Below are 24810 nucleotides of genomic sequence, written 5' to 3'. Positions count from 1 at the left end.
GTACGACCGGTCCCCGCCTCACAGGGCCACAACCGTCGCCTGGGCCAGGTGTCCGGTGTGGCTCATCGTCACCAGCCAACGTCGCACCCCGGCCTCCATCGCCACCTCGGCCGCCGCCCCGTGGAGCACCAGGGCTGGCGGGCCCAGGCCCTCGCGCACCACCTCGATGTCGAACATGGCCATGCCCCCGAGGCCCAACCCGAGTGCCTTGAGCGCTGCCTCCTTGACGGCGAAGCGCACCGCGTAGCGCCCGGCCGGATCCACGTGGGCGTCCGCGTAGGCGCGCTCGGCGGGGCGGAAGAGCCGGTCCCGCAACGACGGCGTCCGCTCCAACGACCGCCGGAAGCGGTCGATGTCGACCAGGTCGACGCCGATCCCGATCATCGACCAGGCACCACGGTCGGCCGATCAGTCCCGCAGCCGGTCTGCTACGACCAGCACCGGCTCGGTCAGCAGGTCCACCACGGGCAACTCGGCCAGAAGGTCGTCGCGCAGGTCGGGCTCGGTCTCGCACACGGCATCGCGCACAGCGCCGTAGCGGTTGTCGTACCCCTGGAGAACGCCGCGCAGGACGTCCGGCGCCAGGCGATCACGCAGCACCACGTGCAACAGGGTGAGGCCGACCGTCTCCCGGTCCTTCACCTCGGGGACCAGCACGATGGTCCGGTCGTCGCGGGCACCGCGAGTCACCAGCACGTCGCGCTCGACGGCAACGCGGTGCTTGGTGCCCCGCAGGGTGGGATCGCGGTCGGTGCGCGACGGGATCCCGATAGACACGCCACCTCGGTCCATGATCGCCACCGTGGGCACAGGTCCGTCCAGCCCGTCCACCCGGTAGCGGGTGAAGCCCACCACCTCGGCCACCGCCGGATCCAAGGCGACCAGCACACGCAGCGTCCGGTAGCTGAGGGAGTCCCGGGGGGTGCCGGCGTCCAAGACCACGCGGGCCAGGCGGGCCTCGAAGAGCGTCTCGTCGGTACGGGAGATACCCACGGTCACCGTCTTGGCCTGGTGCTTGATGGCATCGATGGGGCGGGTGAGCTCCTCGATGGCCACCGTCAGCGAGGCGGCCAGGTCGTCCAGGACCAGCGCCGGTGTCCCGACCCGTCCGAACTCCAGCTGGTACGACTCCAACGGCACGTCGCCCAGGGCGAACCGGAAGTGTGTCGAGAGGCGCACGGCGGTAGAAGCCTCCAGGTTGCCGTTCAGGCGTCCGCTGCGCAGTTCGTCGAAGAAGGCGGATGCCGCCACCCTGAGGTCCTCCAGCAGGGTGCCGTCGGCCGCTTCGCCGGGCTCGGCGGCCGTGGACTGGCGTCGCTGCGCCTCGTGCTCGATCGCCGCGTGCGCCTTCCGGAGGGGTCGTGCCTGGGCGTCGATGGCCCTGGCCGCCTCATACCCGAAAAGGTGGCCGACCATCGCCGACAGCAGGAAGGCCAGGCTGGGGTGGACCTGCGGTACTGCGATGACGTCCAGAGCCCCGGCGAACCGGGACGAGCCTGCGTCGGCGACGACCACCGGTGCGGCCCTGTGGGCCCGGTAGATGGCCACCTCCTTGGCCACGTCGTCGGCAGTCGAGCCCACCAGCCCCGTGGCGCACACCAGGATCATCGGCTCGGCCGACAGGTCGATGTGCTTCTTGTCCTCGGTGGCATCCGCGGCGATCGACTTGTAGCAGAGCTCCGAGAGCTTGATCCGGATCTCCCGAGCCGCTGTCAGGTTCGGACCACTGCCCACCACCGCCCAGTAGCGACGGGCCGGAGCGTGCCGTTCGGCGATCTCGGCAATCCGGTCCCGCATGGCCAGCACGTCGTCCATGGCATCGGGCAGGCCCTGGAGGCCCGCCAGCACCTCGGACCGCTCCGGTGATCCCGGCAGCCCGGCGGCGTCGGCCACCGCCACGGCCAGCAGCACGCCGGCCACCGCCTGGGCGTAGAAGGCCTTGGTGGAGGCCACGCTCATCTCGACGTCCCGGCCGTCCGACGTGTACAGCACGCCATCCGACCGGTCCACGAGGTCGCTGTTACGACGGTTCACGATGGCCACCACCCGGGCCCCGCGGGACCGCACCAGGTCGACTGTGCGGTTCGTGTCGGTGGTGGTGCCCGACTGGCTGATGGCCACGACCATGACGTCGGCCATGTCCGGCGAGAGCCCGAAGCCCGAGAGCTCGGTGGCCGGCAGGGCATCCACCTCGATGCCCGACCCGGCCAGCTCGTCGGCCAGCGACCTGGCCACAGCCATCGCGGCCACCGCGGCGGTCCCCTGGCCGATCACCAGCACCCGACGGATCGCCCCCGAAGCCAGGTCGGCGCGCAGGCCCTCGCCCAACGACGCCACCCCCAGGCGGACCTCGAACCCACCCGCGGCATCGCCCGCCAGACGGCCCCGGAGGGTGGACCGGACCGACGCCGGGGACTCGCCGATCTCCTTCAACAGGAAGTGTGGGTGGTCGCCCCGGTCAATGTCACGGGTGGTTATCTCCGCCCCGGTCAGGTCGTCGCCACCCACCGGCAGGTCCCGACCGTCGTAGGACCGGCGGCGGATCCCCTCGACCGTGCCGGCCAGGGCCGCCTCCAACTCCACGATCTGGCCCCTGCTGGCCGCCGGGTCAGCCGGGTCGGCTGGCGTCTCGCCCTCCATCCGCAGGTACCGGCCGGTCATCTCCACCACCCCGTAGGGCTCGCTGGCCACCACGAAGGCGTCCTCGGCCAGGCCGACATAGAGGCCCTGGCCACTTCCCCGCAGGGCCAGCAGGAGCCGGCCCGGAGCGTCCCCGACCACCGCGCCGATCGCCAGCGAACCCTCGATCACGCTCACGGTCCGCCGGAAGGCCTCGCGGTGGTCGTGGCCGGCAGCGAGGTGGGCGGCACACAGGGTGGGCACGATCTTGGCATCGGTGGTGATCTCGGGCGCCACGCTGAGGCCCTCCGCGACCACCAGGTCGACGTGGTTGTCCACGTCCCCGTTCTGGACCGCCGTGACCACGCCTGACGGCTCGCCGTCGGCCCGGGTGGAGTCCAGCGGGTGTGCGTTGGGTTCGGAGATGAGGCCCACGCTGGCCCAACGGGTGTGGCCCAGCAGCGATCCCTCGACGGCCGGTGCCGCCAGGGCCCGGGCCAGCAGCCCGTCGGCGGCCAGGGCGCCGCGTAGCGCCGCCGTGTTGTCACCCAGCTCACCGATCTCGGCAGCCACCTTCACCACGAAGGCCAGGCCGCCACCGTCCAGGACCCGCACGCTGCCCGTGCGGTGCAGGGGATCCGCCGTGCGGGCCACGACCGCCGGGTCGGCCGGATCGAGGCCGTGGTCCCAAAGGGTGAGTTGGAGACCGGCAGAATCCCGGCCGCGGACCTCCAGGCGGTCTATCGCCGACAGGGCCTGCTGGGTGGACAGCAACACTGCCAGGCCGGCGTCGCTGGGCGCGGGAGCCGCACTGCGCAGGGACGCCACACCCGCATGCGTTCCAAGGCGGTCCCGGGTGACGGACCACAGGGCGTCCCGCACCCGGACCAGGGCGGCGTTGGCCTCCTCCACGTCGGTCGACTCCCCGAGCACCTCTTCGAAGCCGACGAGTAGCCTTGGAGCCACGGCCAGGGTGGCCGTGACGCGCCCCACCAACGAGGGATCCCGATCCAGGGCCAGGAGTCCGGGAACCCCGCCCAACAGGCGGTCAGCCCCCTCGAGCAGATCGGCGGCGTCGGACAGCCGGGACGGATCCGCCGTGCCCAGGAGGTCCACGGCGGCGACGAGCGGTGCGAGGACGTCGTCGGAGCCGGGAACGGCTCGACCGGAGGGACGGCGGAGGACCGCGATGATGCCGCACATGTGTCCTGGTCTCTGCCCTTTCCGTCCCGCCGAACCGATTCGACGGCCAGCGCGACAACTCTAGGAATTCTACGGGCTCAGGTTCGGTCAGCCCGCTCGACAGCCTCAACGAGGCGCCCGGCCACCTCCGACGCAGTGCCCGCGTCGAATGCCTCGACCATCACCCTCACCACCGGTTCGGTGCCAGACGGACGCACCAGCAACCGTCCGGCATCACCCAGATCCGCGGCGGCCGCAGCGATCTCGCCCGCCAGCACCGCCACCAGGGCCGCTGCGTCGCCGACCACGGGGACGGCATGCAGCACCTGCGGGGCACGGACCACCAGGTCGGCCGCGCGACCACCCAGAGACCGGTCGGCCCGCCTGGCTGCGTCGAGGGCCTGGATCCCGGTGAGCAGGCCGTCGCCCGTCGTGGCCAGGTCCCGGAAGATCACGTGTCCCGACTGCTCGCCGCCCAGCGACCACCCGTTGGCCTCCAGGGCCTCCAGCACGTACCGGTCGCCAACCGCCGTCTCGTGGACGGCTATCCCGTGGTCGTCCAGAGCCCGTCGGAGCCCCAGGTTGGCCATGACGGTCACCACCACCGTGGAACCGGGCAGGGTTCCCCGCTCGTTGCGGTCCACCCCACAGACGGCCAGCAGGTCGTCGCCGTCCAGCAGCCTCCCGTCGTCGCCCACGGCCACCACCCGGTCGCCGTCGCCGTCAAGGGCCAGGCCGGCGTCGGCCCCGAGGGCCAGCACGGCGGCCTGCAGTCCACCGGGACGGGTCGACCCACAGCCCTCGTTGATGTTCCGCCCGTCGGGTTCGGAGTTGATCACCGTGACGTCGGCCCCCAGGCGGGCCAACGCGCCGCCAGCCAACGACGAGGTGGCACCGTTGGCGCAGTCCACGACGAGGCCCAGACCGGCCAGGGCTCCGGGTCGCACGGACGCCACCACGGCGTCCACCCAGTGGCGGGAGGCCTCGGTGGATGCTTCGTCCGACCATCCGTCGACCGGGACCGGGTCCTCGAGTCGGGGCGTCGTGTCCCAGGCGTCCTGCACGGCGGCCTGAACGGCATCGTCCAGCTTCAACCCTCCGGCCGAGAACAGCTTGACCCCGTTGTCCTGCCACGGGTTGTGCGACGCCGAGACCATGGCGGCAGCGGCGGCGCCGGCGGCGGCGGCATGGGCAACGGCCGGTGTCGGGACCACGCCCATCTGCACCACGTCCAGGCCACCGGCGGACAGCCCCTCCGCAAGTGCCCGGGACAGGCCCGGCCCGGACTCCCGCGTGTCACGGCCGACGAACACCCGGTCGGCCCCCAGAAACCCTGCGGCGGCCGCCCCGAGGGCGCGGACGACCGGTTCGTCGAGTCGCGTGCCAGCACGGGCGCGTACGCCATCGGTACCGAATCGGAGGCCCGCTGGAGGGACCCCTGCTCCTGCCATGCAGGGCAGCGTAGAAGCCGGACCGGACGTCGGGCCGCCGCTCAGCGCTTGGAGTACTGCGGCGCCTTGCGGGCCTTGTGGAGGCCGTACTTCTTGGACTCCTTCTTGCGGTCATCCCGCGTCAGGAGGCCCGCCTGCTTCAGGGCAGGACGGCGCTCGGGCTCAAGGGCCTCCAGCGCGCGGGAGATGCCGAGCCGCATGGCACCGGCCTGGCCACTCACACCACCACCGTGGAGCGTCACGTCGATGTCGTATGCGCCCTCGGTCGCCGTGACCCGGAGCGGCTCCATGAACACCAGGCGGTGGCTCTCCGACGGGAAGTAGTCCTCGGCCGTGCGGCCGTTCACCGTCACGTTGCCGGTACCGGGACGGAGCCGGACACGGGCGACCGACCGCTTGCGACGACCGGTGGACTGGATGAGGGGGCTGGACATCGGAGGCTCCTGGTTCAGGCCGTGCGGGCCCGGGCGTGGTCGAGGGCCAGCGGCTGCGGCTGCTGAGCCTCGTGCGGATGGTCGGCACCGCGGTAGACCTTCAACTTGGTGATCTGCTGGCGACCCAGGCGGTTCTTGGGGAGCATGCCCCGGATGGTCCGACGGACCGCCTCCTCCGGCTTCGACGCCAGGAACTCGCCGTAGGACCGGGTGCGGAGACCGCCCGGATACCCGGAGTGGTCGTAGACGTTCTTGTCGGTCGCCTTGGCGCCGGTCAGGACGACCTTGTCGGCGTTGATGATCACGACGTGGTCACCGGTGTCGATGTGGGGGGCGAAGGTCGGCTTGTGCTTGCCGCGGAGAATCGCCGCCACCCCAGACGCCATACGTCCGAGGATCAGACCATCGGCGTCGACGACGTGCCAGGCACGCTGGATCTCGCTGGCCTTGGGGGTGTACGTGGACACGGAAACCACCTGTTTCGTGGAGAGAACACTGGATGAGGACCACGGAGGCCGGTTCGACCACCGGGGATCAGCGCCGAAACCGGGCGCGATCGGACCGGGGACCAAGGCTAGGGCCGCCTCCCCCCACCGGCAACCCGCCGGGACCCGGTGAGACACGCGCCATAGCTGGGTTTCCGCCGGTCTCAACCGACCTCCGGAGCGCCGCCGGAGTAGGACGCGCCGCCCTCCTCCGGGTAGGCCACGGACCAGAAGGTCAGGCCACCGGGCGGCGCCGGTTCCCCGGCCGCCCGACGGTCACAGGCGGCCAGGATCCCGGGAATGGAGCCGGCAGCCAGGCGGCCCCGCCCCACTTCGACCAGGGTGCCGACCACCGACCTGACCATCTGGTGGCAGAAGGCCGACGCCGAGACCTCGAACTCCAGCAGTTCCACACCCGACAGGTCGTCGGCCAACCGCCGCCAGGACGCACCGGTGATCCGGCGCACCATGGTCGCAGCCGTGCCATCCGGTAGGGGTGGGCGCCGCCGGCAGAACGACGAGAAGTCGTGCTCGCCCACGAGGTGGGCCGTGGCGGCCTCCATGGCCTCCAGGTCGAGGGCATCGGAAACGTGCCAGACTCGTGACGTGGTGAACGGGTCGGCATCAGGACGGTTCAGGATCCGGTACCTGTAGGTCCGCCCGGTGGCGCTGAACCGGGCGTCGAAGTCGTCCGGAGCCCGCTGCAGCGTGGATACCACCACCGACGGGCCGCACTGCCGGTTCACCGACCGCCGCAGAAGATCCAGGTCGACGTCGTCGGGGGCATCGAAGCTGATGACCTGGCCGACGGCGTGGACCCCCCGGTCGGTACGGCCTGCGCAGGCGACGACCACCCGGGTCCGCAGCACGCGGGAGAGCGCCTCGTCCAGGAGGCCGGCGACTGTGGGAACGCCGGCGTTGGGGGCGAAACCGTGGAACGGGGCTCCGTCGTAGGCGACGCCTCCCCGGACCCGCATGACGGGCGGGCTCAGACCAGCTCAATGCGCGCCATCGGCGCGTTGTCGCCGTGGCGCGGGCCCACCTTCAGGATCCGGGTGTAGCCACCGGGCCGGTCGGTGTAGCGCGGTCCGATGTCGTCGAACAGCTTGGCCGCCATCTCCCGGTCACGAAGGAACGACACCACCTGGCGGTGGTTGTGCAGGCCGCCCTTCTTGGCCTTCGTGATCATCTTCTCCGCGATGGGGCGGAGAGCCTTGGCCTTCGCCTCGGTGGTCGTGATCGCCTCGGCGGCGATGAGCGAGGCGACCAGGTTGGCCATCATCGACTTCTGGTGTGCGGAACTGCCACCGAAGCGACGGCCCCTCCTGGGGGTGGCGGGCATGGGGTCAGTTCCTCACCCGGAGCGCCAGACCGCGCTCGTCCAGCTTCTCGATGACCTCGTCCAGCGACTTCTGGCCGAAGTTGGTGACTGCCAGGAGGTCGTCCTCGGTCTTGTCCAGCAACTGGCCGATGGTGTCGACCTGTGCCCGCTTGAGGCAGTTGCGGGGACGCTCGGAGAGGTCCAGGTCCTCGATGGGGAGGTCCAGGTCCGGTGAGCTTCCGCCCAACTCCTCCGTCTCGCCGAGCTCCAGGCCACGGGCCTCGTCGCTCATGTCCTCGACCAGCTGCACGAGGGTCCGCAGGGTGGCGCCGGCCGAGGCCAGGGCGTCGCGCGGGGTCAGCGAGCCGTCGGTGGTGATGTCCAGCACCAGCCGGTCCATGTCCTGAGCCTGACCGACGGAGACGGGCTCCACGTCGATCGACACCCGACGCACCGGTGAAAACAGGGCGTCCACGGGGATGACGCCGATGACGCCATCGCCGCTGGAACGATCCGACCCGAGGTAGCCACGGCCGACCTCGACGGTCAGCTCGAGGGCGAGGCGGCCCTTGGCCGTCACCGTGGCCAGGTGCAGGCCCGGGTTCAGGACCTCGACCTGCTCGTTGGTCTCGAGTGCCGAGGCGGTGACCTCGGCAGCGCCACGCACGTCGACGCGCAGCGTCACCGGCTCGTCGCTGTGGCAGCGCAGCTCTACGTCCTTCAGGTTCAGGACGATGTCGGTGACATCCTCCACGACCCCGTCGATGGTGCCGAACTCGTGCAGTGCGTCATCGAACTTGATCTGGGTGACCGCTGCGCCTGGAATGGACGACAGCAGGGTACGGCGGAGCGAGTTGCCCAGGGTGTGGCCGAATCCCGGCTCGAGCGGGCCGATCGAGAACTGCTGACGGTTGCCCTCGGCCTCGTCGACCGCTTCGACGGTCGGTCGCTGAATGACCAGCATGGAATGTCCTTCTTGCCTGTTGCGGGTATGGGTTTCGGCTCGTGGCGGGCCGGTTACTACTTCGAGTAGAGCTCGACGATGAGCTGCTCGCGGACCGGCACGTCGATCTGGTCGCGGACCGGCAGCTCGCGGACGGTGACCTCGTGGCCGTTGTCCCCCATCTCCAGCCAGGCCGGGGACTGGCGGTCCAGGACATCGATGTTCCACTGGACGACGATCATCTTGCGTGCCTTGGCGCGCAGGACGACGACGTCGCCCTTCTTGCAGCGGTAGCTGGGGATGTCCACCCGGCGACCGTTCACGTCGACGTGGCCGTGGTTGACGAGCTGGCGTGCCTGGGCGCGGGTGGCGGCCATGCCGGCCCGGTAGACCACGTTGTCCAGGCGCAGCTCCAGGAACCGGAGCATGTTCTCGCCGGTCACGCCCTGACGGCGGCTGGCCTCCTCGTAGACCCGGCGGAACTGCTTCTCGGTGAGGCCGTAGGAAAAGCGTGCCTTCTGCTTCTCCTGGAGCTGCAGCAGGTACTCGGACGGGTTGCCCCGACGCCGGGTACGGCCGTGCTCCCCGGGGGGGTACGGACGCTTGTCCAGCGCCACCACCTCACCCTTGGTGCCGAAGATGTTGGTGCCCAGGCGCCGGGAGACCCGGGCCTTGGGGCCTGTGTAGCGGGACATCCTCAGACCCTCCGTCGCTTGGGCGGCCTGCAGCCGTTGTGGGGAATCGGGGTGACGTCCTTGATGCCGGTCACCTCGATGCCCGTGTTCTGGATGGTGCGGATGGCGGTCTCCCGTCCGGAACCCGGACCGCGGACCACCACGTCGACCTTGCGAATGCCGTGCTCCATGGCGCTCCGGGCGCACTGCTCGGCGGCCATCTGGGCGGCGAAGGGCGTCGACTTGCGGGAGCCCTTGAAGCCGACGTTGCCGGCCGATGCCCACGCCAGGGTGTTCCCACCCTGGTCGGTGATGGTGATGATCGTGTTGTTGAAGGAACTCTTGATGTGCGCCACGCCGTGCGGGACGTTCTTCCGTTCCTTCTTGCGGGGGCGTCGACCCCCGGCGGACGGCTTAGCCATTACGTCGTGACCTGCTTCTTGTTGGCGACCGTCTTGCGCGGTCCCTTGCGGGTCCGGGCATTGGTGTGGGTGCGCTGACCGCGGACCGGCAGGCCGCGACGGTGGCGCAGGCCCTGGTAGCAGCCGATGTCCATCTTCCGCTTGATGTTCTGGGACACCTCACGGCGGAGGTCGCCCTCGACCTTCAGCTGCTGGTCGATGAACGCGCGGATCGCCGTGACCTCGTTGTCGCTGAGGTCACTCACCCGGGTAGTGGGATCGACGCCGGTGGCCTCGCAGACGTTCGCCGCGGAGGACCGGCCGATGCCGTGGATGTAGGTCAACGAGATCAGGACCCGCTTCTCGCGGGGGACGTCGACTCCGGAAATTCGTGCCATGCCTGAGTTCCTCTAGCCCTGACGCTGCTTGTGACGGGGGTTGGTGCAGATGACCTGGACGCGACCGTGACGCCGGATCACCCGGCACTTCTCACAGATTCGCTTGACGCTTGTTCGGACTTTCATGCTGTTCTCTCTCGTGTCCCGGCCAGCGGGCTACTTGTAGCGGTATGTGATCCGACCCCGCTGGAGGTCGTACGGGGTGAGCTCCACCTGGACGCGGTCGCCCGGAAGGATCCGGATGTAGTGCATCCGCATCTTCCCGGAGATGTGGGCCAGGACGTTGTGGCCGTTCTCCAGTTCGACCCGGAACATGGCGTTGGGCAGGGGTTCCAGAACCTTGCCCTCCAGCACGATCGCGTCTTCCTTGGGCTTCTGCAGTGTGGTGCTCCTGGTAGTCACGGACTAAACGGTGGAGTGGGGACTCCGAGGCTCGAGGTCCGCTCCCATGGGCGCAGACCCGGCACAAGCCAGTGGACAACGCTATCGCAGGGCCCCCGGTGGTCCAACCCGCTACGCCTGGTGTGACGGACAGAACCGCAGGTCACGACGCGTCTGCGACGCTCATGCGGCCGTCGATGACGTCGGCGAGGCGGCCGAAGACCACGTCGACGTCACCCAGGCCGTCGACCACGTCGAGCAGTCCCCGGTCGGCGAACCAGGCCAGCAGCGGGGCGGTCTCGGATTCGTACAGGGCTAGGCGCCGCCGGATGGCCTCCTCGGTGTCATCGGCCCTCCCCCGCGCCAGCATGCGGGCCGTGACCTCGTCGACCGGGACGTCCAGGTTCACCGCAGCATCCAGGGGCGTACCTGCCTCTACCAGGAACACCTCCATCGCGGCTGCCTGGTCGGGGGTGCGGGGATAGCCGTCGAGGAGGAAGCCGTTCTCGGCGACGTCGGGCTGGGCGAGGCGCTCGGACACGATCCCGTTGATCAGGTCGTCACCCACCAGGTCGCCGGCGTCCATCAGGGCCCTGGCCTGCAGGCCCAACTCGGTCCCGGCGGCCACCGCGGCGCGCAGCATGTCGCCGGTGGAGACGTGGATCGGGCGGTAGAGCTCGACGAGCCGGGCCGCCTGTGTGCCCTTTCCCGACCCCTGGCGGCCGAGGATGACGAGATGGACTGCGGTCATGACTACTTGAGGAAGCCCTCGTAGTTGCGCATCGTCAGCTGGGAATCGACCTGCTTCATCGTCTCCAGCGACACGCCGGCCGCGATCAGGATCGAGATGCCTATGAAGCCGAACCCGGCCGCACCGCCCGAGCCCACGCCGGCACTGGTGTCCAGGAAGACGTTGATGAGGATGGATGGGATCAGGGCCACGCCGGCGATGAACAGGGCACCTGGCAGGGTGATCCGGGACAGGATCCTGGCCAGGTACCGCTCGGTCTGGTAGCCGGGCCGGATACCGGGTACGAAGCCGCCCTGCTTGCGGATGGTGTCGGCCTGCTTCACGGGATCGAACGTGATCGCCGTGTAGAAGTACGCGAAGCCGACGATCAGGAGGCCGGTGATCGTGAAGTAGAAGACGTTGTCCGGCTGGGCCAGGTTGTCGTCGATCCAGCCGCGGAAGCCCTCCCACGGCAGGGCGGCGGCGATCAGCACCGGCAGGTAGAGGACCGACGAGGCGAAGATGATCGGGATCACACCCGACTGGTTCACCTTCAGCGGGATGTAGGTGTTCTGGCCGCCGTACATCCGACGCCCGACCACCCGCTTGGCAAACTGCACCGGGATACGGCGCTGGCCCTGCTCGATGAACACGATTGCCGCCACGAGGCTGACCAGCACGGCCAACACGATGGCCAGGGCCACCGAGCCGTTCTCGGCCTGGATCAGCGAACCCTGGGCGGGGAAGCCACTCACGATCGAGATCATGATCAGCAGCGACATGCCGTTGCCGATCCCCTTCTGGGTGATCAGCTCGCCCATCCACATGAGCAGCGCCGTACCGGCGGTCAGCGTCAGGACGACCACGCTCACCGTGCCGATGTGGAAGTTGGGCAGCAGGTTCGCACCCGACTGGCCGGAAATCGAGTTGCCCCTGTCGTTGAACAGGAAGGCGAAGCTCGTGGACTGGATGACGGCGATGACCACCGTCAGGTAGCGGGTCCACTGGGTGATCTTGCGCTGGCCGACCGCTCCCTGCTGCTGCCACTGCTCGATGCGAGGCACCACCACGCCGAGAACCTGCATGATGATCGACGCCGTGATGTACGGCATCACGCCCAGGGCAAACACGGCGAAGCTGGTCAGCGAGCCACCGGAGAAGAGCTGCATGAATGCCAGCACGCCGCCCTGGTCCGCACGGTCGCGCAACAGCTGCACCTGCTCGACGTCGATGCCCGGGGCCGGCATGAACGCACCGATCCGGTAGAGCAGGATCATGAGGAGGGTGAAGACGATCCGCTTGCGCAGATCGGCCACCCTGAACATGTTCAGCATGCTGGAGAGCACGTGGACTCCTGTCGATCGTCTGGGTATGTGGGACCGGTCGGCTTCGAGCCGGTCAGCGGTTCATCAGGGCGTTGCCGGAAGCAGGAGGCCGCACTGCGAACGGCAGCGGAAGCTTCTCGACACTGCCACCGGCGGCGGTGATGGCGGCCTCGGCGGACGACGAGAAGGCATGCACCCTCACGGTCACCGCCCGGGTGAGCTCACCGCGGCCCAGCACCTTGACCAGAGACTTCTTGCCGACCAGGCCCTTGGCGTGCAGGGTCTCGGGCGAGACCTCGTCCAGCCCGCAGGACTCGAGGGTGTCGAGGTTCACCGCCTGGTACTCCACGCGGAACGGGTTCTTGAAACCCTTGAGCTTCGGAATCCGCTGGTGGAACGGCATCTGTCCGCCCTCGAAGCCGACGCGCACGGTGTTGCGGGCCCGCTGGCCCTTCATGCCACGGCCGGCCGTCTTGGCGCCCTTGCCTCCGATGCCGCGGGCTACGCGCTTGGCGCGCTTCGTGGACCCGGGGGCCGGCTTCAGATCGTGGACCTTCATCTCAGTCGACCTCCTCGACCTCGACCAGGTGCGGGACCCGGGCGATCATGCCCCGGATCTCGCCACGGTCGGGCAGGGTGTTGCTGCGGCCGATGCGTCCCAGACCCAGGGCGCGCAGCGTTCCCCGTGCCTTGGGCTTGGCGCCGATACCACTCCGTACCTGGGTGACGATGAGCTGTGCCATGTCACTCACCGTCCGAACCGCTGGTGGCGCCGACACCGGCCTCGGTGCGGCGATAGGACTCGAGCAGGGCGCTCGGGACGAACTCCTCGGGATCCAGGCCCCGCAGGCGGGCGATCTCGTCGGGCCGGCGCAACGCCTTGAGTCCTGCGATGGTGGCCCTGGCCACGTTGATGTGGTTCGCCGAACCCTGTGACTTGCACAGGACGTCGTGGATACCGGCCTCCTCCAGGATGGCGCGGGCGGCTCCACCGGCTATCACCCCGGTACCGGGGGCGGCGGGCCGGAGCAGGACACGACCAGCACCCATGACCCCCAGGACGGGGTGGATGATGGTCGAGCCGGTCCGCGGCACGCTGAACAGGTTGCGCTTGGCCTCCTCGGTCCCCTTCTGGATTGCCAGCGGGACCTCCTTGGCCTTGCCGTAGCCCAGGCCGACCCGTCCGGCACCGTCGCCGATAACCACCAGGGCGGTGAAGGAGAACCGGCGACCGCCCTTGACGACCTTCGCCACGCGGTTGATGTGGATGACCCGAGACTCCCGGAGAGACGCCTCGTCGTTTGTGTGCTGTGCCACTTAGAACTCCAATCCGGCGTCGCGGGCGGCATCGGCGAGCGCCGCCACCCGGCCGTGGTACTTGTAGCCACCGCGGTCGAACACCACGGTGGCGATCCCGGCTTCCCGGGCCCGCTCGGCTACGAGGCGGCCGACCTCGGTCGCGGCGGCCACGCCCGTCACCCCGTCGGCCACGCCGGCCTGCTGGGTCGACACGGCTGCCACCGTCTGCCCGGTCTGGTCGTCGATGACCTGTGCCGTGATGTGACGCGACGAGCGGAACACCGCCAGACGGGGCCGCGCCGCGGTCCCCTGGACCGACTTGCGGATCCGGCGGTGACGGCGCTGGCGCGCCCTGTAACGATCGACGTTGCTCACTTCGCCGCCTTTCCAGCCTTGCGGGCCACGTGCTCACCGAGGTACCGCACGCCCTTGCCCTTGTAGGGCTCCGGCTTGCGGTACGAACGGATGTCGGCGGCCACCTGGCCGACGACCTGCTTGTCGGGGCCCGACACGATGATGCGGGTGGGCTCCGGGACGTCGAAGGAGATGCCGTCCGGCGCCCTGACCTCGATCGCGTGGCTGAAGCCGAGCTGCAGCTCGAGAACATCTGAGCCCTTGGCGATGCAGCGGTAGCCGATGCCGACGATCTGGAGCTCCTTGGCGAAGCCCTCGGACACGCCGACGACCATGTTGTTGACCAGCGAACGCGTCAGGCCGTGCAGGGCCCGGTTCTGCCGCTGGTCGTCCGGCCGTTCGACGACGATCTCCTCGCCGTCACGACGCACGGTGATGTCACCGGGCACCTCGAGGTCCAGGGCGCCCTTGGGGCCCTTGACTGCCACCTGACGGCCGTCGATTGAGACCTCGACGCCCGACGGCACGGTGATGGGAGCCTTTCCGATTCTGGACATGTCCTGCCTCCCCTACCAGACGTAGCAGAGGACCTCGCCGCCGATCCTCCGGCGGCGAGCCTCGCGGTCGCTCATCAGCCCGCGGCTGGTGGAGATCACGGCGACGCCGAGACCACCCAGTACCCGCGGGATCCTGTTGGAAGCGCTGTAGATGCGCAGGCCCGGCTTGGACACCCGCTTCACACCGCTGATGACGCGCTCCCTCTCGGAGGAGTACTTCATCTCGATGGTCAGCATCTTGCCGGGGCCGGTCGTCGAATCGGACACCGCGTAGTCGCGGATGTAGCCCTCGGTCTTGAGTATGTCGGCGAGCGCCACCTTCTGCTTGGACGACGGCATCTTCACGCCGTCGTGCATCGCCTGGTTGGCGTTGCGGATACGCGTCAGCATGTCGGCGACGGGATCGGTCATGGTCATGTCAGATCCTCCTCACCAACTCGACTTCGTAAGCCCGGGGATCTCTCCCGCATGGGCCATGTTCCGAAGGCAGATCCGACAGAGGTTGAAGGCCCGGTAGACCGAACGCGGCCGACCACAACGTCGGCAACGCGTGTAGGCCCGAACCTTGAACTTCGGGGTCTTCTGCTGCTTGTTGACCAGTGCTTTCTTGGCCACTACTGCCCTTCCTTTCGGAACGGGAACTTGAACGCCGTGAGCAGTGCCCGCCCACTGACGTCGTCGGACGCGGACGTCACGATCGTGATGTCCATTCCCCGGGTTCGATCGACCTTGTCGTAGTCGACCTCCGGGAAGATCAACTGTTCGGTCACGCCGAACGTGTAGTTCCCGTTGCCGTCGAACGACTGGGGGTTTAGGCCCCGGAAGTCGCGGATCCGGGGAATCGCCAACGTGATTAGGCGATCCAGGAACTCGTACATGCGGTCACCGCGGAGGGTCGCCTTGGCCCCGATGGCCTGGCCCTCGCGGAGCTTGAAGTTCGAGATCGACATCCGGGCCCGGGTGATGATCGGCTTCTGGCCGGTAATGGCCTCGAGGTCGCTCACCGCCCCGTCCAGGAGCTTGGCCTGCTGGGCGGCGTCGCCGACGCCCATGTTGACCACGATCTTCTCCAGCCGGGGAACCTGCATCACGTTCGTCAGGCCCAGCTCCTCCTTCAGCGAATCGCGGATCTCGGCCGAGTAGCGCTCACGCAGACGCACGCTCGCCGTCACGGTGTCAGCCATCGAGGTCCACCCCCGTCCGCCTGCAGATCCGGACCTTGTCGCCGGCGTCGTTGAACCTGTACCCGATGCGGGTCGGACGGCCGTCGGACGGGCTCAGCATGGCCACGTTGGAGGCGTCGACCGGCATGGCCTTGTCGATGATGCCGCCCTGCATGGTCACACTGGTCGACTTCTGGTGGCGTTTGGCGATGTTCACGCCCTCCACGATCACCTTGTTGTCGGCGGGGATGGCCCGGCTCACCTTGCCCTCCCTGCCCTTGTCCTTGCCCGCCATGACACGGACCCTGTCACCCTTCCTGATCTTCATCTCAGAGCACCTCCGGGGCGAGCGAGACGATCCGCATGAACTTGTGGTCCCGCAGCTCGCGGCCCACGGGTCCGAAGATGCGGGTGCCACGCGGCTGGTTCTGGTCGTTGATGAGCACGGCGGCGTTCTCGTCGAACCGGATGTAGGAGCCGTCGGGACGGCGGCACTCCTTCTTGGTGCGCACCACGACGCACTTGACGACCTCGCCCTTCTTGACGGCCGCACCCGGGTTGGCGTCCTTCACCGTGGCCACGAAGATGTCGCCGATCGAGGCGTAGCGCCGCTTGGAGCCACCGAGCACCTTGATGCACAGCACCTCACGGGCACCCGAGTTGTCGGCGACCCGAAGACGGGTTTCCTGCTGGATCATTACTTCGCCCTCTCGAGGATCTCGACCAGGCGCCAGCGCTTGAGCTTGGAGACGGGACGGGTCTCCTGGACACGCACGCGGTCGCCCACGTTCAGCTGGTTCTCCTCGTCATGGACGTGGAGGCGCTTGGTCCGCTGGACGGTCTTGGCGTAGCGCCGGTGACGGACCCGGTCGACCGTCTTGATGATCGCGGTCTTGTCCTGGACGTCGGACACCACAACGCCCTCACGCACCTTGCGGCGGTTGGGGCGCTCGGCCGTCGCTTCGTTCGTCTCGGCCATCAGTCGGCCACCTCCTCGCCTGCGGCCTCGAGGGCCTCGGCGGCGTCGATCTCACGGGCCCGCAGCTCGGTCAGCACACGGGCTACCTCCTTCTTGACCCGCCCGACCCGGGCGTGGTTCTCGAGCTGGCCGGTGACCAGCTGGAAGCGGAGGTTGAACAGTTCCTCCTTGGCATCGCCGAGCCGCTCCCGCAGGTCGGTATCGCCGAGGTCGGCAAGTGGCTTCTTCTTCGCCATGGCTAGAAGCCCTCCTCACGGACGATGAAGCGCGCCTTGATCGGCAGCTTCTGGATGGCACGGTCCAGGGCGGCCCGGGCGACCTCGGCGTCGTGGTAGGACAACTCGAACAGCACGCGACCCGGCTTCACCACGGCTACCCACTTCTCCGGGTTGCCCTTGCCCGAACCCATGCGGGTCTCGGCCGGCTTCTCGGTGACGGGCTTGTCGGGGAAGACGTTGATCCACACCTTGCCGCCACGCTTGATGTGGCGGGTCATGGCGATACGGGCTGCTTCGATCTGGCGGGCGGTGATCCAGCCCGGCTCGAGGGCCTGGATCCCGAACTCACCGAAGGTGATCTCGGTCTGGCCCTTGGAGGTGCCCCTAAGGCGCCCGCGGTGGTGCTTGCGGTGGCGGACCTTCTTCGGCATCAGCACGGTCAGTCACCGTCCCCGCCGCGGAAGTGCGGTGTCTCATGGGCCTCGCGGGTGGAGGCCTCGATGGCCTCCTCCTCGGCCAGGAGCTTCTCGAACTCGGCGTCGCCCTCCTTGACCAGCGGTGTCGGCTCAGCCTCGGCGATAGGTGCCTCGGCCTCGGCCTCGGCCTCGGCCTCGGTCGCCTGCGTGGCCTCGGCCGCATCGGTTCGACGGCGGGCGGCGGCCGACGAAACGACGGTGCGTGGCCTGGCCTGCCCTGACGTCTCCCCGACGGCCATGGCGGCCTCCTTCGTGACCTTGTCCTCGAGCAGGCTCTTGTAGGGCAGGATGTCGCCCCGGTAGATCCAGACCTTCACGCCGATGCGGCCGTAGGTGGTACGGGACTCACGGAATCCGTAGTCGATGTCGGCCCTCAGCGTTTGCAACGGCACCCGGCCCTCGCGGTACCACTCGGTCCTGGACATCTCGGCGCCACCCAGGCGGCCCGAGCACTGGACCCGGATCCCCAGGGCGCCGGCCTTCTGGGCGTTCTGGACGGCGCGCTTCATGGCCCGACGGAAGGCGACCCGGCCGGCCAACTGGTCGGCCACACCCTGGGCTATCAGGGCCGCGTCCAGCTCCGGTTCCTTGATCTCCTGGATGTTGAGCTGGACGCTGTTGTTCCCGGTGATCTCACCCAGACCGGCCCGCAGGCGGTCGGCCTCGGTGCCCTTTCGACCGATGACGATGCCCGGTCGTGCGGTGTGGACGTCGACGCGGACCCGGTCGCGGGTGCGCTCCACCTCGACCCGGCTGATGGCTGCGTGCGGCAGCTCTGTCATGAGGTAGTCGCGGACCTTCCAGTCCTGGATGAGGTTCTCGGCGTACTCCTGCCTACTGGCGAACCACCGCGACTTCCAGTCGGTGGTGATCCCCAGGCGGAAGCCGTACGGATTGACCTTCTGGCCCATCAGGTGGCCTCTTTCTCAGCGTCGTCGGCCGACTCGTCGGCGTCGTTCTCCACGGCGGCATCTTCGGCGGTCTCGGCGGCATCTTCGGCAGTCTCAGCGGCGTCTTCGGCCGCATCGGCGGACTCGGCTACCACCGGCGCCACGTCATCGTCCTCGTGGTCATGGTCGTGCGCTGCCTCCTCGGCGGCGGCACGGCTGCGCTGGACCCGCTGGCGGCGGGACTCCGCTGCATGGGCACTCGACCCGACCCGGCCACTGGAGGCCTCACGCTCGCGCAGGACCTCTAGGGTCGCCTCGTCGTACCGGCTCACGATGATCGTGATGTGGCAGGTCCGCTTGTTGATGCGGGTGGCCCGTCCCCGGGCACGGGGTCGCCAGCGCTTCAGCGTCGGACCCTCGTCGGCGTAGCAGGCCGACACATGGAGTTCCTCGGCCGGGATGCCGTCGTTGTTCTCGGCGTTGGCGACCGCCGAGTCGAGGCCCTTGGCGATGACCTCGGACACGGAACGCTCGGAGAACGCCAGGATCTCGGCTGCCCGGCCGTACGACTCGCCGCGGATGAGGTCGAGTACCTCGCGGGCCTTGGAGGCCGACACGCGGACGTACCGGACGACGGCCCGGGTTCCCGGACGCTCGTTGGTCTTGGCGGCGACCATCAGCGGTTGCCGCCCTTCTCCTGGCCGGCGTGGGAGCGGAAGGTCCGGGTCGGGGCGAACTCACCCAGCTTGTGCCCGACCATCGACTCGGTCACGTACACCGGGACGTGCTTGCGGCCGTCGTGGACACCGATCGTGTGACCGACCATTTCGGGCACGATGGTGGACCGGCGCGACCACGTCCTGATGACCCTCTTTTCTCCGGACGCGTTCAACACGTCCACCTTCTTGAGTAGGTGGTCGTCCACGAACGGACCCTTTTTGAGACTCCTCGGCATCGCCGATTACCTCCGCGACCCGCGCCGACGGCGGCGACGCACGATCATCTTGTCGGACTGCTTGCCCCGCTTGCGGGTACGGCCCTCGGGCTGGCCCCAGGGCGACACCGGATGCCGGCCACCGGAGGACTTGCCCTCGCCGCCGCCCAGTGGGTGGTCGACCGGGTTCATCGCGACACCGCGGGTCTGCGGGCGGACGCCCTTCCAGCGGTTGCGACCGGCCTTCCCGATCTTGGTCAACTCGTGTTCCTGGTTGCCAACCTCGCCGACCGTGGCACGGCAGTCGATGCGGACTCGCCGCATCTCCGTGCTGGGCAGGCGCAGGGTGGCGAAGTCGCCCTCCTTGGCGACCAGCTGGACGCTGGAACCGGCGCTACGGGCGATCTTGCCGCCCCCGCCGGGCTGCATCTCGACGTTGTGGACCACGGTGCCGACCGGGATGTAGCGCAGCGGCAGGGCGTTGCCCGACCTGATCTCGCTGCCATGGCCGGACTGCAACGTCTCTCCCACCTGCACGCCCTTCGGGGCGAGGATGTAGCGCTTCTCGCCGTCGTGGTAGTGGAGGAGCAGGATCCGGCAACTGCGGTTCGGGTCGTACTCGAGGGCAGCCACCTTGGCCGGCACGCCGTCCTTATTGCGCCGGAAGTCGATCACCCGGTACTGGCGCTTGTGGCCGCCACCGCGGTGGCGCGCCGTCTTGCGGCCGTAGTTGTTGCGACCACCGGTGCTGGTCTTCTTCTCGGTCAGGGACCGCTCCGGCGTGGTCTTCGTGATGTCCGAGAAGTCGGCGACGGTCTGGAACCGGCGGCCGGGACTGGTCGGCTTGCGCTTGCGCTGCGGCATGGGTCTAGACCTCGAACAACTCGATCGACTCACCCTCGACGAGGGTGACGTATGCCCGCTTGACGTCCGGGCGCTTGCCGTAGGTGGGGAGGCCTCGGTTCCGCTTGCGCTTGCCGTCTCGGTTGAGGGTGTTCACCTTGAGCACCTTGACCTCGAAGATCGATTCCACGGCCTCGCGGATCTCGGGCTTGGAAGCCGACCTCACGACCTCGAACGTGTAGACGTGGTCCTCCATCAGGGCGTAGGACTTCTCGGACACGACCGGCTTCACGATGACGTCACGGGCGTCCTTCACTCTTCTTCCTCCCCGCTGGGATCGGTGTCCGCCTCGAGCACCGGATCTGCCGATACCGGTGAAGAGAAGGCGGGCAGGGTGGCCCGGGTGAACACGACGTAGTCGCTCACCAGGACGTCGTAGGCGTTCAACTCGCCGGGCGAGAGCACGTGCACCTCGGCCAGGTTGGCGAAGCTCTTCCAGGTGATCTCGTCGCCGCGCTCGGCCACCACCAGGGCCCGACCCTGGACGCCGACGGCAGCCAGGGCGGCCACGGCGTCCTTCGTCTTCGGTACATCGAAGTTCCAGGCGTCGACCACGACGACCCTGCCCTCGGCAGCACGGTCGCTCAGCGCTGAACGCAGCGCCAGGCGGATCATCTTCCTGGGGGTCTTCTGTGCGTAGCTCCGGGGCTTCGGGCCTAGGGCCACGCCACCACCGCGCCACTGCGGCGAACGGATCGAACCGTGGCGGGCCCGACCGGTGCCCTTCTGGGCCCACGGTTTGGCACCACCACCACGGGACTCCGCCCGGGTCCGCGTGCTCTGGGTACCTGAACGGCGGGCGGCCAGCTGGGCGGTCACGACCTGGTGCATTACGGCGACGTTCGGCTGGATGCCGAACGTGTGGTCGTCGAGTTCCACGGAGCCGGCCGCTGCGCCCGTCAGGCTGAGGACGTCGACCTTCGCCATCACCGGCCTCCCTTCACCGCGTCGCGAATCAGGACCGTGGCGCCACGGGGACCGGGCACCGAACCGCGGACCAGGAGCAGCTCACGCTCGGCATCGGCCTGCACGATCTGGAGGTTCAGCGTGGTGGTCTTCTGGTTTCCCATCCGACCCGGCATGCGCTTGCCCTTGAACACCCTCGACGGGGTGGCGCACTGGCCGATGGCGCCGGGCTTGCGGTGGACCTTGTGGGCGCCGTGGGAGGCCCGCTGGCCCTTGAAGCCGTGGCGCTTCATGACGCCGGCGAAGCCCTTGCCCTTGCTGACCGCTGTCACGTCGACGTGGCCCAGGTCGGCCAGCGACTCCACCGTGATCTCCTGTCCAACCTCGTAGCCCTCGACGTCGTCGAGGCGTAGCTCGACGAGGCGGTCCCCGGCGTCCACGCCACCGGCGGCGAAGTGGCCGGCCTCCGGGCGGTTGAGCCTTCCGGCATCCCTGTTGCCGACGGTCACCTGCAGGGCCGTGTAGCCGTCCCGCTCGGTGGTCTTGATCTGGACGACACGGTTGGGGCTGACACGCAGCACGGTGACCGGAAGGACGCGGTTGTCGTCATCCCACACCTGTGTCATGCCGACCTTGATGCCGACGACTGCCTTGTTGGCCATGATGGCTCCTGCGACTGGCGCCGGTGGACTCCCAACGGCGGCTGGCCCGTTCGTGGGCCATTCACGCGAACACTCCGCACGGGCATGGCCCGGCGGAGCGGTGATTCGGTTGTGCCGTTCGGTTCGTCAGACCCTGGTGGGACCTGGCGCCTGATCGGACGTCGGTTGGCAGCACCGGACCCTCCGGAGCGCAGTAGACAACGATACGGCCGTTCCGATCGGGCCACAACCGACCCGGCGGATGAAGGTCGTGTGGCGCCCGCCACGCTGCATCCCCACCGCCCGAAAGGTTGACCGGTAGCGTCGATCTGATCGTGGAATCGCTTTCATTTCGCCGTTCTCACGGCAACCACCCATGACCGAGCCGGCTTCCGAGACGAGGACACTCCCGCCATGGGCAAGGCGGTCCATCCTCAGCCTGCTGGTCGGCATCGCCGCCCTCTGGTACCTCCGAGGCGTCGTATCGGCGCTCCGACCGCTGCTCCTGGTCCTGCTGGTGTCGTTCTTCGTGTCGTTCGCCCTCGAACCGGCCGTCAACCGGCTGGAACGAGCCGGCCTCCGTCGGGGTCCAGGCACCGCCCTGGTGATGTTGGCCATGGTGGCCGCCGTGGGGGGATTCGGCGTCCAGGTGGGCAGCCTCCTAGCCGAACAGGTCACCGACTTCAGCGAGAACGTGCCCACCTACCTCGAGGACATCGACGGCTGGCTGGAGGACAGCTTCGGCATCCAGAACGCCACGACCGACCTGCGGGCCGACTACGACACCGGCGCCCTCGCTAGGCGACTGGGTAACGTGGCCGACGACCTGGCCCGGTTCGGGACGACGGTGGTGAACGTGCTGTTCCAACTGTTCACCGTCGGTCTGTTCACCTTCTACCTGGTGGCCGAGGGGCCGAAGTTACGGCGAATCGTGTGCTCGTTCCTCGCCGAGCGCCACCAGCGCCACGTGCTGGAGGTCTGGGACCTGGCCATCGAGAAGACCGGCGGCTACATCCTCTCCCGAAGCATCCTGGCCCTCGCGTCGTCGCTGGTCCACTGGGCGGCCTTCGAGGTCATCGGGCTGCCGTCGTCGCTGGCCCTTGCCCTGTGGGTGGGCGTCATGTCCCAGTTCGTGCCCGTGGTCGGCACCTACATAGCGGGCGCCCTCCCACTCGTCATCGCACTGCTGGGCGACCCGGTGGACGGCCTCTGGGTCATGGCGGTGGTGGCCGCCTACCAGCAGGTGGAGAACTACTTGCTGGCCCCCAGGATCACCGCCCACACCATGAAGCTCCACGTGGCGGTGGCCTTTGGAGCGGTCATAGCCGGCTCGGCCGTCCTGGGCGTGGTCGGCGCGCTGCTGGCCCTTCCCGCAGCGGCGACCATCCAGGCGGTGATCGCCGCCGAGACTGAGCGCCACGAGGTGTCAGAGCACCTGATCGCCGAGAGCAGCCTTCGACGGGGCCACGGCGATCGACCGCGCCCGGACTGACACCCGGGGCCGGGGACCCAACCCCAGAACGGACGGGAGCGCCCCAAAGGGGCGCTCCGTAGGTCGGGTCGGCCAGCCGTCCGACAGGCTGGTATCAGACCTGCTGGATCTTGATCTCGATGTCCACCCCGGCCGGTAGGTCCAGGCGCTGGAGGGAATCGACCGTCTTGGGCGAAGGGTTCAGGATGTCGAGCAGGCGCTTGTGGATGCGCATCTCGAAGTGCTCCCTGGAGTCCTTGTCCTTGAAGGGGCCACGGATGACCGTGTAGCGGTGCTTCTCGGTCGGCAGCGGCACCGGACCCCTGAGATCGGCCTGGGTCCGTCGAACCGTCTCGACGATCTTCTTCGTCGACTGGTCGATGACCTGGTGGTCGTAGGCCTTCAGCCGGATCCGGATCCTCTGTCCTGCAGCCATGGTGGTCGGCTACTTGAGGATCTTGGTGACGGCGCCGGCACCCACGGTACGTCCACCCTCACGGATGGCGAAGCGCAGGCCCTCGTCCATGGCGATCGGAGCGATGAGCTCGACGGTCATGGTCGTGTTGTCGCCGGGCATGCACATCTCGGTGCCCTCGGGCAGCTCGATCATGCCGGTCACGTCGGTGGTCCGGAAGTAGAACTGCGGACGGTAGTTGGAGAAGAACGGCTTGTGCCGACCACCCTCGGCCTTGGTCAGCACGTAGACCTCGGACTCGAAGTTGGTGTGCGGGGTGATCGAGCCCGGCTTGGCCAGGACCTGGCCACGCTGGACCTCGTCCTTGTCGATGCCGCGCAGCAGGGCTCCGATGTTGTCGCCGGCCCGACCCTCGTCGAGGAGTTTGCGGAACATCTCGACGCCCGTACAGACCGTTTTCTGGGTGTCCTTGAGGCCGATGATCTCGATGTTGTCACCGGTGTTGACGATGCCCTGCTCGACACGACCGGTCACCACGGTGCCACGGCCGGTGATCGAGAACACGTCCTCGATCGGCATGAGGAAGGGCTTGTCGACGTCGCGCTCGGGTGTCGGGATGTACTCATCGACCTGGCTCATCAGGTCCACGATCTGCTCGGCGGACTCGGCGTCACCCTCCAGGGCGTTCAGCGCAGAGACCCTCACGATCGGGGTGTCGTCGCCCGGGAACTCGTACTGGTCCAGGAGTTCGCGGACCTCCAGCTCGACCAGCTCGAGGAGCTCCTCGTCGTCGACCATGTCGCACTTGTTGAGGGCAACGATGATCTTCGGTACGCCGACCTGGCGGGCCAGCAGGACGTGCTCACGGGTCTGGGGCATCGGGCCGTCGGCGGCCGACACCACCAGGATCGCACCGTCCACCTGGGCGGCGCCGGTGATCATGTTCTTGATGTAGTCGGCGTGACCCGGCATGTCGACGTGTGCGTAGTGCCGGTTCGGGGTCTCGTATTCGACGTGGCTCACGTTGATCGTGATGCCCCGCTCCCGCTCCTCGGGCGCCTTGTCGATGTCGTCGAACTCGGTGAACTGCGTGGCGTCGGGATCACGGTCGGAGAGAACCTTGGTGATCGCCGCGGTCAGGGTGGTCTTCCCGTGGTCGATGTGTCCCATCGTGCCCACGTTCACGTGGGGCTTGTTCCGCTCGAAGTGGGCCTTGGCCATTGCGTTACTTCCTTGGGTTATTTTCGGAGTTGCCCGGAC

36 protein-coding genes and 2 pseudogenes are annotated in these 24810 nt (G+C 68.5%); 1 reads left to right on the top strand and 37 read right to left on the bottom strand.

Going from position 1 to position 24810, the window contains the following annotated elements:
* Positions 1–18 precede the first annotated feature (18 nt).
* The 35 genes and pseudogenes from MK177_00775 to rplC form a co-directional block, all read right to left on the bottom strand.
* Positions 19–384, bottom strand: a complete 366-nt coding sequence (locus tag MK177_00775) for a holo-ACP synthase (GenBank protein ID MCH2425847.1) — start codon at positions 382–384, stop codon at positions 19–21.
* 24 nt (positions 385–408) lie between these two features.
* Positions 409–3822 carry an SIS domain-containing protein gene (locus MK177_00770; protein ID MCH2425846.1) on the bottom strand — a complete coding sequence of 1138 codons (3414 nt, stop codon included), beginning with the start codon at positions 3820–3822 and terminating at the stop codon, positions 409–411.
* A gap of 77 nt (positions 3823–3899) precedes the next feature.
* Positions 3900–5252: a phosphoglucosamine mutase gene (locus MK177_00765; GenBank protein MCH2425845.1), complete on the bottom strand. Its 1353-nt coding sequence runs from the start codon at positions 5250–5252 to the stop codon at positions 3900–3902.
* Positions 5253–5293: 41 nt separating this feature from the next.
* Positions 5294–5686, bottom strand: coding sequence for a 30S ribosomal protein S9 (rpsI, locus tag MK177_00760; protein ID MCH2425844.1), 393 nt, complete (start codon positions 5684–5686; stop codon positions 5294–5296).
* 14 nt (positions 5687–5700) lie between these two features.
* Positions 5701–6153, bottom strand: a complete 453-nt coding sequence (gene rplM / locus MK177_00755) for a 50S ribosomal protein L13 (protein ID MCH2425843.1) — start codon at positions 6151–6153, stop codon at positions 5701–5703.
* 182 nt (positions 6154–6335) lie between these two features.
* The gene (gene truA / locus MK177_00750) at positions 6336–7148 is read right to left on the bottom strand and encodes a tRNA pseudouridine(38-40) synthase TruA (GenBank protein MCH2425842.1); all 813 of its coding nucleotides are present in this window, start codon (positions 7146–7148) and stop codon (positions 6336–6338) included.
* Positions 7149–7159: 11 nt separating this feature from the next.
* Positions 7160–7513: a 50S ribosomal protein L17 gene (gene rplQ / locus MK177_00745; GenBank protein MCH2425841.1), complete on the bottom strand. Its 354-nt coding sequence runs from the start codon at positions 7511–7513 to the stop codon at positions 7160–7162.
* 4 nt (positions 7514–7517) lie between these two features.
* Entirely contained in the window at positions 7518–8456 is a 939-nt protein-coding gene (locus tag MK177_00740; GenBank protein MCH2425840.1) for a DNA-directed RNA polymerase subunit alpha, read from the bottom strand.
* Positions 8457–8512: 56 nt separating this feature from the next.
* Positions 8513–9130 (bottom strand): 30S ribosomal protein S4, encoded by a 618-nt coding sequence (rpsD, locus tag MK177_00735; protein ID MCH2425839.1) that lies wholly within the window; start codon positions 9128–9130, stop codon positions 8513–8515.
* A gap of 2 nt (positions 9131–9132) precedes the next feature.
* Complete coding sequence (gene rpsK, locus MK177_00730) at positions 9133–9531, bottom strand: 30S ribosomal protein S11 (protein ID MCH2425838.1); 399 nt, start codon at positions 9529–9531, stop codon at positions 9133–9135.
* Positions 9531–9908 (bottom strand): 30S ribosomal protein S13, encoded by a 378-nt coding sequence (rpsM, locus tag MK177_00725; protein MCH2425837.1) that lies wholly within the window; start codon positions 9906–9908, stop codon positions 9531–9533. The genes rpsK and rpsM overlap by 1 nt, the downstream gene beginning before the upstream one ends.
* A gap of 12 nt (positions 9909–9920) precedes the next feature.
* The gene (gene rpmJ, locus MK177_00720; protein MCH2425836.1) at positions 9921–10034 is read right to left on the bottom strand and encodes a 50S ribosomal protein L36; all 114 of its coding nucleotides are present in this window, start codon (positions 10032–10034) and stop codon (positions 9921–9923) included.
* Positions 10035–10064: 30 nt separating this feature from the next.
* Positions 10065–10289 carry a translation initiation factor IF-1 gene (gene infA, locus MK177_00715; GenBank protein MCH2425835.1) on the bottom strand — a complete coding sequence of 75 codons (225 nt, stop codon included), beginning with the start codon at positions 10287–10289 and terminating at the stop codon, positions 10065–10067.
* 163 nt (positions 10290–10452) lie between these two features.
* Positions 10453–11040, bottom strand: a complete 588-nt coding sequence (locus tag MK177_00710; protein ID MCH2425834.1) for an adenylate kinase — start codon at positions 11038–11040, stop codon at positions 10453–10455.
* A gap of 2 nt (positions 11041–11042) precedes the next feature.
* A complete protein-coding gene (secY, locus tag MK177_00705) occupies positions 11043–12365 on the bottom strand; it encodes a preprotein translocase subunit SecY (protein MCH2425833.1) in 1323 nt (440 codons plus the stop codon).
* 52 nt (positions 12366–12417) lie between these two features.
* Complete coding sequence (gene rplO / locus MK177_00700; protein ID MCH2425832.1) at positions 12418–12903, bottom strand: 50S ribosomal protein L15; 486 nt, start codon at positions 12901–12903, stop codon at positions 12418–12420.
* A gap of 1 nt (position 12904) precedes the next feature.
* Complete coding sequence (gene rpmD / locus MK177_00695) at positions 12905–13087, bottom strand: 50S ribosomal protein L30 (protein ID MCH2425831.1); 183 nt, start codon at positions 13085–13087, stop codon at positions 12905–12907.
* 1 nt (position 13088) lies between these two features.
* A complete protein-coding gene (rpsE, locus tag MK177_00690; protein MCH2425830.1) occupies positions 13089–13661 on the bottom strand; it encodes a 30S ribosomal protein S5 in 573 nt (190 codons plus the stop codon).
* On the bottom strand, positions 13662–14018 hold the full coding sequence (gene rplR, locus MK177_00685) for a 50S ribosomal protein L18 (protein ID MCH2425829.1): 357 nt from the start codon (positions 14016–14018) through the stop codon (positions 13662–13664). It lies immediately after the preceding gene.
* Positions 14015–14554: a 50S ribosomal protein L6 gene (gene rplF, locus MK177_00680; protein ID MCH2425828.1), complete on the bottom strand. Its 540-nt coding sequence runs from the start codon at positions 14552–14554 to the stop codon at positions 14015–14017. Before rplF ends, rplR begins: the two co-directional genes overlap by 4 nt.
* A 12-nt stretch (positions 14555–14566) precedes the next feature.
* Complete coding sequence (rpsH, locus tag MK177_00675; GenBank protein ID MCH2425827.1) at positions 14567–14971, bottom strand: 30S ribosomal protein S8; 405 nt, start codon at positions 14969–14971, stop codon at positions 14567–14569.
* A gap of 12 nt (positions 14972–14983) precedes the next feature.
* Positions 14984–15169: a type Z 30S ribosomal protein S14 gene (locus MK177_00670; protein ID MCH2425826.1), complete on the bottom strand. Its 186-nt coding sequence runs from the start codon at positions 15167–15169 to the stop codon at positions 14984–14986.
* Positions 15169–15738 (bottom strand): 50S ribosomal protein L5, encoded by a 570-nt coding sequence (rplE, locus tag MK177_00665; protein ID MCH2425825.1) that lies wholly within the window; start codon positions 15736–15738, stop codon positions 15169–15171. Before rplE ends, MK177_00670 begins: the two co-directional genes overlap by 1 nt.
* A complete protein-coding gene (gene rplX / locus MK177_00660) occupies positions 15731–16045 on the bottom strand; it encodes a 50S ribosomal protein L24 (protein MCH2425824.1) in 315 nt (104 codons plus the stop codon). The genes rplE and rplX overlap by 8 nt, the downstream gene beginning before the upstream one ends.
* Before the next feature lies 1 nt (position 16046).
* Positions 16047–16415 carry a 50S ribosomal protein L14 gene (rplN, locus tag MK177_00655; protein MCH2425823.1) on the bottom strand — a complete coding sequence of 123 codons (369 nt, stop codon included), beginning with the start codon at positions 16413–16415 and terminating at the stop codon, positions 16047–16049.
* Positions 16415–16696, bottom strand: a complete 282-nt coding sequence (gene rpsQ / locus MK177_00650) for a 30S ribosomal protein S17 (protein MCH2425822.1) — start codon at positions 16694–16696, stop codon at positions 16415–16417. Before rpsQ ends, rplN begins: the two co-directional genes overlap by 1 nt.
* On the bottom strand, positions 16696–16932 hold the full coding sequence (gene rpmC, locus MK177_00645) for a 50S ribosomal protein L29 (protein ID MCH2425821.1): 237 nt from the start codon (positions 16930–16932) through the stop codon (positions 16696–16698). The genes rpsQ and rpmC overlap by 1 nt, the downstream gene beginning before the upstream one ends.
* Positions 16933–16934: 2 nt before the next feature.
* Complete coding sequence (rplP, locus tag MK177_00640) at positions 16935–17351, bottom strand: 50S ribosomal protein L16 (protein ID MCH2425820.1); 417 nt, start codon at positions 17349–17351, stop codon at positions 16935–16937.
* 323 nt (positions 17352–17674) lie between these two features.
* Positions 17675–18301 (bottom strand): annotated as a pseudogene (gene rpsC / locus MK177_00635) (30S ribosomal protein S3).
* Positions 18302–18606: 305 nt separating this feature from the next.
* Positions 18607–18957 (bottom strand): annotated as a pseudogene (gene rplV, locus MK177_00630) (50S ribosomal protein L22).
* The gene (rpsS, locus tag MK177_00625; GenBank protein ID MCH2425819.1) at positions 18957–19235 is read right to left on the bottom strand and encodes a 30S ribosomal protein S19; all 279 of its coding nucleotides are present in this window, start codon (positions 19233–19235) and stop codon (positions 18957–18959) included. Before rpsS ends, rplV begins: the two are co-directional and overlap by 1 nt.
* A gap of 6 nt (positions 19236–19241) precedes the next feature.
* A complete protein-coding gene (gene rplB, locus MK177_00620; protein MCH2425818.1) occupies positions 19242–20078 on the bottom strand; it encodes a 50S ribosomal protein L2 in 837 nt (278 codons plus the stop codon).
* Between the two features lie 4 nt (positions 20079–20082).
* Positions 20083–20373 carry a 50S ribosomal protein L23 gene (gene rplW / locus MK177_00615; protein ID MCH2425817.1) on the bottom strand — a complete coding sequence of 97 codons (291 nt, stop codon included), beginning with the start codon at positions 20371–20373 and terminating at the stop codon, positions 20083–20085.
* Complete coding sequence (gene rplD, locus MK177_00610; GenBank protein ID MCH2425816.1) at positions 20370–21044, bottom strand: 50S ribosomal protein L4; 675 nt, start codon at positions 21042–21044, stop codon at positions 20370–20372. Before rplD ends, rplW begins: the two co-directional genes overlap by 4 nt.
* Positions 21044–21685, bottom strand: a complete 642-nt coding sequence (gene rplC / locus MK177_00605) for a 50S ribosomal protein L3 (GenBank protein MCH2425815.1) — start codon at positions 21683–21685, stop codon at positions 21044–21046. Before rplC ends, rplD begins: the two co-directional genes overlap by 1 nt.
* Positions 21686–22040: 355 nt before the next feature.
* Here rplC and MK177_00600 point away from each other — a divergent pair, with 355 nt between their 5' ends.
* Positions 22041–23156, top strand: coding sequence for an AI-2E family transporter (locus MK177_00600; GenBank protein MCH2425814.1), 1116 nt, complete (start codon positions 22041–22043; stop codon positions 23154–23156).
* Positions 23157–23250: 94 nt separating this feature from the next.
* Here the strand turns inward: MK177_00600 and rpsJ are convergent, their stop codons facing one another.
* Both rpsJ and tuf read right to left on the bottom strand, forming a co-directional pair.
* Positions 23251–23571, bottom strand: a complete 321-nt coding sequence (gene rpsJ, locus MK177_00595; protein ID MCH2425813.1) for a 30S ribosomal protein S10 — start codon at positions 23569–23571, stop codon at positions 23251–23253.
* Positions 23572–23580: 9 nt separating this feature from the next.
* A complete protein-coding gene (gene tuf, locus MK177_00590) occupies positions 23581–24771 on the bottom strand; it encodes an elongation factor Tu (protein MCH2425812.1) in 1191 nt (396 codons plus the stop codon).
* Between the last annotated feature and the right edge of the window lie 39 nt (positions 24772–24810).

This window comes from Acidimicrobiales bacterium (genome assembly GCA_022452145.1).
GTDB lineage: Bacteria > Actinomycetota > Acidimicrobiia > Acidimicrobiales > MedAcidi-G1 > UBA9410.
The sequence above is the reverse complement of the archived record's forward strand: the minus strand, read 5'-3'. Positions and strand labels throughout refer to the sequence as shown.

Bases quoted from the DNA above. Each gene is read 5' to 3' on its own strand.
- MK177_00775 (MCH2425847.1), bottom strand. From the start codon at position 384: ATGATCGGGATCGGCGTCGACCTGGTCGACATCGACCGCTTCCGGCGG.
- MK177_00770 (MCH2425846.1), bottom strand. From the start codon at position 3,822: ATGTGCGGCATCATCGCGGTCCTCCGCCGTCCCTCCGGTCGAGCCGTT.
- MK177_00765 (MCH2425845.1), bottom strand. From the start codon at position 5,252: ATGGCAGGAGCAGGGGTCCCTCCAGCGGGCCTCCGATTCGGTACCGAT.
- rpsI (MCH2425844.1), bottom strand. From the start codon at position 5,686: ATGTCCAGCCCCCTCATCCAGTCCACCGGTCGTCGCAAGCGGTCGGTC.
- truA (MCH2425842.1), bottom strand. From the start codon at position 7,148: ATGCGGGTCCGGGGAGGCGTCGCCTACGACGGAGCCCCGTTCCACGGT.
- rplQ (MCH2425841.1), bottom strand. From the start codon at position 7,513: ATGCCCGCCACCCCCAGGAGGGGCCGTCGCTTCGGTGGCAGTTCCGCA.
- MK177_00740 (MCH2425840.1), bottom strand. From the start codon at position 8,456: ATGCTGGTCATTCAGCGACCGACCGTCGAAGCGGTCGACGAGGCCGAG.
- rpsD (MCH2425839.1), bottom strand. From the start codon at position 9,130: ATGTCCCGCTACACAGGCCCCAAGGCCCGGGTCTCCCGGCGCCTGGGC.
- rpsK (MCH2425838.1), bottom strand. From the start codon at position 9,531: ATGGCTAAGCCGTCCGCCGGGGGTCGACGCCCCCGCAAGAAGGAACGG.
- rpsM (MCH2425837.1), bottom strand. From the start codon at position 9,908: ATGGCACGAATTTCCGGAGTCGACGTCCCCCGCGAGAAGCGGGTCCTG.
- rpmJ (MCH2425836.1), bottom strand. From the start codon at position 10,034: ATGAAAGTCCGAACAAGCGTCAAGCGAATCTGTGAGAAGTGCCGGGTG.
- MK177_00710 (MCH2425834.1), bottom strand. From the start codon at position 11,040: ATGACCGCAGTCCATCTCGTCATCCTCGGCCGCCAGGGGTCGGGAAAG.
- rplO (MCH2425832.1), bottom strand. From the start codon at position 12,903: ATGAAGGTCCACGATCTGAAGCCGGCCCCCGGGTCCACGAAGCGCGCC.
- rpmD (MCH2425831.1), bottom strand. From the start codon at position 13,087: ATGGCACAGCTCATCGTCACCCAGGTACGGAGTGGTATCGGCGCCAAG.
- rplF (MCH2425828.1), bottom strand. From the start codon at position 14,554: ATGTCCAGAATCGGAAAGGCTCCCATCACCGTGCCGTCGGGCGTCGAG.
- rpsH (MCH2425827.1), bottom strand. From the start codon at position 14,971: ATGACCATGACCGATCCCGTCGCCGACATGCTGACGCGTATCCGCAAC.
- rplE (MCH2425825.1), bottom strand. From the start codon at position 15,738: ATGGCTGACACCGTGACGGCGAGCGTGCGTCTGCGTGAGCGCTACTCG.
- rplX (MCH2425824.1), bottom strand. From the start codon at position 16,045: ATGAAGATCAGGAAGGGTGACAGGGTCCGTGTCATGGCGGGCAAGGAC.
- rplN (MCH2425823.1), bottom strand. From the start codon at position 16,415: ATGATCCAGCAGGAAACCCGTCTTCGGGTCGCCGACAACTCGGGTGCC.
- rpsQ (MCH2425822.1), bottom strand. From the start codon at position 16,696: ATGGCCGAGACGAACGAAGCGACGGCCGAGCGCCCCAACCGCCGCAAG.
- rpmC (MCH2425821.1), bottom strand. From the start codon at position 16,932: ATGGCGAAGAAGAAGCCACTTGCCGACCTCGGCGATACCGACCTGCGG.
- rpsS (MCH2425819.1), bottom strand. From the start codon at position 19,235: ATGCCGAGGAGTCTCAAAAAGGGTCCGTTCGTGGACGACCACCTACTC.
- rplB (MCH2425818.1), bottom strand. From the start codon at position 20,078: ATGCCGCAGCGCAAGCGCAAGCCGACCAGTCCCGGCCGCCGGTTCCAG.
- rplD (MCH2425816.1), bottom strand. From the start codon at position 21,044: ATGGCGAAGGTCGACGTCCTCAGCCTGACGGGCGCAGCGGCCGGCTCC.
- rplC (MCH2425815.1), bottom strand. From the start codon at position 21,685: ATGGCCAACAAGGCAGTCGTCGGCATCAAGGTCGGCATGACACAGGTG.
- MK177_00600 (MCH2425814.1), top strand. From the start codon at position 22,041: ATGACCGAGCCGGCTTCCGAGACGAGGACACTCCCGCCATGGGCAAGG.
- rpsJ (MCH2425813.1), bottom strand. From the start codon at position 23,571: ATGGCTGCAGGACAGAGGATCCGGATCCGGCTGAAGGCCTACGACCAC.
- tuf (MCH2425812.1), bottom strand. From the start codon at position 24,771: ATGGCCAAGGCCCACTTCGAGCGGAACAAGCCCCACGTGAACGTGGGC.